Here is a 5270-nt window from a genome sequence, read left to right as displayed (position 1 = left end):
CGGCAAGGTCGCCCCGCTCGACCGTGCCAACGTCGACACCGACGCGATCATTCCCAAGCAGTACTTGAAGTCGATCAAGAAGACCGGCTTCGGCCCCTTCCTGTTCGATGACTGGCGCTACCTCGACAAGGGCGATCTCGACATCGACCCGGCGACGCGTCGCAAGAATCCGGGCTTCGTGCTCAACGATGCCAGGTACGCAGGCTCGACCGTGCTCCTGGCGCGCGAGAACTTCGGCTGCGGCTCATCGCGCGAACATGCGGTCTGGGCGCTGACCGATTACGGCTTTCGCGCCGTGATCGCGCCGAGCTTCGCCGATATCTTCTTCAACAACAGCTTCAAGAATGGCTTCTTCCCGCTGGCGCTGAAGGAGGCCGAGATCGATGCGCTGTTCGCGGAAAGCGCCAGCAGCAGCGATTTTGCCTTGACCATCGACTTGCCGGCACAGACCGTCTCGACGCCGGGCGGCCTCAAGTTCGGCTTCGAGATCGACGCTTTCCGCAAGGACTGCCTGATCCGAGGTCTCGACGAAATCGGTCTGACCTTGCAGCATGCTGATGCGATCCGCAGCTATGAAGCTCGGCGCAGGATCGATGCGCCCTGGTTGTTTGCCTGAGTTCGAGTGGTACCGACAAGGAGTCGTCCGATGAACAGTCTGCTGAAGCGTCTTTCGCTTGCCGCCTTGATGATCGCTGTGCTGCCGGCTTATGCCGTCGGCCCGGAGCCGGTCTGGACACTGTCCGGCTTCGCTCAGCCGGAATCGGTGGTCTATGCGAAGCAGCAGGATCTGCTCTACGTCTCCAACGTCAACGGCGAGAGCACGGCCAAGGATGGCAATGGCTTCATCTCCCGGGTGAGCCCGGACGGCAAGATGATCAAGCGCGAATGGCTCAAGGGCTTGAACGCGCCGAAAGGCCTCGCCTACAACAGCGGCTATCTGTACATCGCCGATATCGATGAACTGGTGGTGGTCGATACCGGTAACAGTCGCATTACGGCGCGTTACAAGGCCGCTGGTGCCAAGTTCCTGAATGATGTCGCCGTCGACACCGCGGGCCGCGTCTATGTCTCGGATACCGGGACCAACACCATCTGGCGCCTGTCTGGCACCAGCTTCGGTGTGATGCTGAGCAGCCCGAAGCTCGAAGGGCCGAACGGCCTGCTGGTGGAAGGCGGCAAGCTGATCGTCGGCAGCTGGGGCGTCATGACTGGTAACGGCTTCGAGACTTCGGAGATGGGCTATCTGCAGAGCGTTGACCGAACGACAGCGGCGCTCGAACCGCGCTTTGCACCGATCCCGTTCGCCAACATCGACGGCCTGGTCAGTGACGGCAAGGGCGGCTACATCGTCAGCGACTGGATGCACGGCAACGTCTACAAGATCTCCGCAACCGGTGAAGCGAACCTCTGGTTGCTGCTGGAACAGGGCAGTGCCGACATCGGCATGGGCCCGAACAAGCGGCTGCTGGTGCCGATGATGATGAATAACGAACTGCGCGCTTACGCACTCGATTGATCGACTGCGACGGCGGCAATCCCGACCACGACTGAACACGACATGACCCAGAAGATCCTGCTGCTCCCCGGCGATGGCATCGGCCCGGAAATCACTGCTGAAGCTGAAAAACTGCTGACCGTGCTGCGCGATCGCCACGGCCTCGACGTCAGCTGGACCAGCGCCCCGATCGGCGGCGCCGGCTACGACGCGGCCGGCCATCCGCTGCCGCCCGCGACCTTGGAAGCTGCGAAGGCTGCCGATGCGATCCTGCTCGCTGCCGTCGGTGGCCCGCAGTACGACAACCTGCCGAGGGAACTGCGCCCGGAGCGCGGCCTGCTCGGCATTCGTGCCGCGCTCGGTTTGTTCTCGAACCTGCGCCCGGCGCTGCTCTATCCGGAGCTGGCCGATGCTTCCTCGCTGAAGCCGGAGCTGGTTGCCAATCTCGACATCCTGATCGTTCGCGAACTGACTGGCGGCATCTACTTCGGCAAGCGGCAGACCGGCGTCGAGACCGATTACAAGGTCGGTAGCCATGTTGTCCCGAGTGCCCGCGTGGCCCGGGATACCGAGGCCTATTCGGACTTCGAGATCGCCCGCATCGCCCGCACCGCGTTCGAGGCCGCGCGCCTGCGCGGCAAGAAGCTCTGCTCGGTCGACAAGAACAATGTGCTGGAGTCCTCGCAGCTGTGGCGCGAGGTGGTGATCGAGGTGTCGAAGGATTATCCGGACGTGGCCTTGAGCCACATGCTGGTCGACAACGCCGCGATGCAGCTGGTGCGCGCGCCGAAGCAGTTCGACGTGGTGGTGACCAGCAACATGTTCGGCGACATCCTGTCCGACATCGCTGCCCAGTTGACCGGCTCGATCGGCATGCTGCCGTCGGCCAGCCTCAACGAGCGCGGCCAGGGCATGTACGAGCCGAGCCACGGATCGGCACCGGACATCGCCGGCAAGGGCATCGCCAATCCGCTGGCCATGCTGCTGTCGGTGGCGATGATGCTGCGCTACACCTTGGCGCGCAGTGATCTCGCCGACAAGATCGAGGCCGCCGTGCGCAAGGTGCTGGCCTCGGGCCTGCGCACCGGCGACATCGCCAAGCCGGGCGAGGCGACGGTGGGCACCGTGGCGATGGGCGATGCCGTGATCGCGGCGCTGGGCTGAAGCCGATGACCTACCGCGAACATCTGCGAGCGATGGCCGGCTGGAACCGCTGGTGCCACCAGCGGCTGTTCGCGGTGGCCGACGGCTTGAGCGATGAGGCCTATCGCCGCGATGTCGGCCTGTTCTTCAAGTCCGTGCATGGCTCGATCAACCATCTGCTGCTGGCCGATCTGATGTGGCAGTCGCGCCTCGCCGGCGCGCCGCTGCCGATCACCGATCTGGCGATGGAAGTCGAAGCCGATCGCGCGCAGCTGAAGACGCGGATGCTGGCGTCGGCGGACGAGTGGCTGCGCTACATCGATGCCACGCCAGATGAACTGCTGTTCGCCGAGTTCGATTACCGCAGTACCGCCGGTGGCGCGTACCGTCTGCCGCGCTCGGTGGCGGTCCACACCATGTTCACCCACGGCGCACACCACCGTGGTCAGGTTTCAACGGCGCTGAGCCAACTCGGCTGCGAGGCGCCGGTATTCGATTTCCCCATTTTCTATTTCGATTACGCGCAAGCGAAAGAGTCCTTCAGATGAGCAAGACGTATGACGTGGCTGTGGTCGGTGCAACCGGTGCCGTGGGCGAGCAGATGCTGTCCATCCTCAAGCAGCGTGAGTTCCCGGTTGGCAAGGTGTATGCGCTGGCGTCCGAGCGTAGCGCCGGCTCGACGGTGAAGTTCGGCAATCGCGATCTGGTCGTCGAAGATCTCGCGACCTTTGACTTCAGCAAGGTGCAGATCGGCCTGTTCTCGCCGGGCGCCAGCGTCTCGGCGGTCTACGCGCCGAAGGCCGCCGCGGCCGGCTGCGTGGTGATCGACAACACCTCGCAGTTCCGTTACGTCGACGACATTCCGCTGGTGGTGCCGGAAGTGAACCCGGAAGCGATTGCCGGCTACAAGAAGCACGGCATCATCGCCAACCCGAACTGCTCGACGATCCAGATGCTGGTGGCCCTGAAGCCGATCTATGACGCGGTCGGCATCGAGCGCATCAATGTCGCGACCTACCAGAGCGTGTCCGGCACCGGCAAGGACGCGATCGAGGAACTCGGTCGCCAGACCGCAGCACTTCTGAATTTCCAGGACGCGGTGCCGAAGGTCTACCCGAAGCAGATCGCCTTCAACGTCATCCCGCAGATCGACGTCTTCCAGGACAACGGCTACACCAAGGAAGAGATGAAGATGGTCTGGGAGACTCGCAAGATCATGGGCGACGAGTCGATTCAGGTGAATCCGACCGCCGTCCGCGTGCCGGTGTTCTACGGCCATTCGGAAGCAATCCACATCGAGACCAAGAAGAAGATCACTGCCGCCGAAGCGCGCGCGCTGCTGGAAAAGGCGCCGGGGGTGATCGTCATCGATCGTCATGAAGACGGCGGTTATCCGACCGCCGTCAGCGACGCTTCTGGCAAGGACGCGACCTTCGTCGGTCGCATCCGCGAGGACATTTCGCATCCGCGTGGCCTGAATCTCTGGGTGGTATCGGACAACATCCGCAAGGGTGCGGCGCTGAACTCGATCCAGATCGCCGAGGTGCTGATCCGTTCGTACCTGTAAGACCTCACGCCGGTCATGCCGGCGTGACGGTTCCCTTGATTCATAAGGTATAAAGACGGTCGACAAGGTCGCGGCGACGGCGGCTGCCGGCGTTGCCGGCTCGAGACCACGGGGAACCTCATGTTGCGAAATCTGGCTGCGCTGACGGTTCTGGCGCCGACGCTGTGGATGATCTCGGCTCAGGCCCTCGGCCTGGGCGACATCGAGCTCCGTTCCCGGCTCAACCAGCGCTTTCTGGCGACCATCCCGGTGTTGTCGGCGCAGCCGGAAGACTTCGAAAGCCTGACCGTTTCGCTGGCCTCTGATGAAGTGTTCGCGCGTTCCGGCATCGATCGGTCCAGCTTCGTGTCGACCCTGAAGTTCGTGCTTGGCGTCGGCGCCATCAAGGTCATCAGCGATCAGGTGGTGCGCGACCCGTTCGTCAATTTCATCGTCCAGGCGCGCTGGAATGGTGGCCGCTTCCTGCGCGAATACACGGTGCTGCTCGATCCGCCGGGCGAGGCCGCCGAATCCCCAGCCGAGCCAACGGCTGCTGCGCTGGCACCAGAGGAACTGGCCGCTGCGGACATCGGCGGAGGCTCCGACGCCCACTTGGATGCTCCGTCCAGCGTTCCGTCTTACGCCGATTCGGGCGTCGCGGCTGGCGCCGAAGTCAACAATGGCCTGGACCGGCTTCCGGTCGAGATGGCTGCCGAGACTCCGGCGCCGACCCGGATCGTCAGGACTGTGGCACCGGCCGCGCCAGCGGCTGCGGGTGGTCACGTCTACGGCCCGGTGCTGGAAACCCAGACACTGTGGAGCATCGCCCGTGAATTGCGGCCGTCGTCCGAAGTGACGATGGAGCAGATGGTGCTGGCGATCTACCAGGCCAATCCGGAGGCGTTTGGCGGCGGCAGCATCAATCGCCTGCTCAGCGGCAGCCTGCTGAACGTGCCGACGGCCGAGCAGGCAACGGCCGTCGACGCTGAGACCGCCCACAACCGGGTGGACGCGCTGCGAGCACAGCCGGTGGGGCGTTCGGCTTTGACGGCAGCGCCGGTCCGCACTGTGGCTCCTGTGGCTCCT

6 protein-coding genes are annotated in these 5270 nt (G+C 63.9%); all 6 read left to right on the top strand.

Annotation, left to right across the window (positions count from 1 at the left end; genetic code table 11):
• Positions 1 to 616, top strand: a 616-nt coding sequence (leuD, locus tag QZY06_RS06295; RefSeq protein WP_295681701.1) for a 3-isopropylmalate dehydratase small subunit, incomplete at its 5' end; no start/stop codon positions are given.
• Between the two features lie 30 nt (positions 617 to 646).
• Positions 647 to 1516 carry a hypothetical protein gene (locus tag QZY06_RS06290; RefSeq protein ID WP_295681699.1) on the top strand — a complete coding sequence of 290 codons (870 nt, stop codon included), beginning with the start codon at positions 647 to 649 and terminating at the stop codon, positions 1514 to 1516.
• Positions 1517 to 1558: 42 nt separating this feature from the next.
• A complete protein-coding gene (leuB, locus tag QZY06_RS06285) occupies positions 1559 to 2659 on the top strand; it encodes a 3-isopropylmalate dehydrogenase (protein WP_295681696.1) in 1101 nt (366 codons plus the stop codon).
• 5 nt (positions 2660 to 2664) lie between these two features.
• Positions 2665 to 3186 carry a DinB family protein gene (locus QZY06_RS06280; RefSeq protein ID WP_295681693.1) on the top strand — a complete coding sequence of 174 codons (522 nt, stop codon included), beginning with the start codon at positions 2665 to 2667 and terminating at the stop codon, positions 3184 to 3186.
• Positions 3183 to 4205, top strand: coding sequence for an aspartate-semialdehyde dehydrogenase (locus tag QZY06_RS06275; RefSeq protein ID WP_295681691.1), 1023 nt, complete (start codon positions 3183 to 3185; stop codon positions 4203 to 4205). Before QZY06_RS06280 ends, QZY06_RS06275 begins: the two co-directional genes overlap by 4 nt.
• A gap of 120 nt (positions 4206 to 4325) precedes the next feature.
• Positions 4326 to 5270: FimV family protein (locus QZY06_RS06270; protein ID WP_295681688.1), on the top strand; the 945-nt coding region annotated here is incomplete at its 3' end.

The organism is uncultured Nevskia sp., from assembly GCF_903885465.1.
Classification (GTDB): domain Bacteria; phylum Pseudomonadota; class Gammaproteobacteria; order Nevskiales; family Nevskiaceae; genus Nevskia.
The sequence above is the reverse complement of the archived record's forward strand: the minus strand, read 5'-3'. Positions and strand labels throughout refer to the sequence as shown.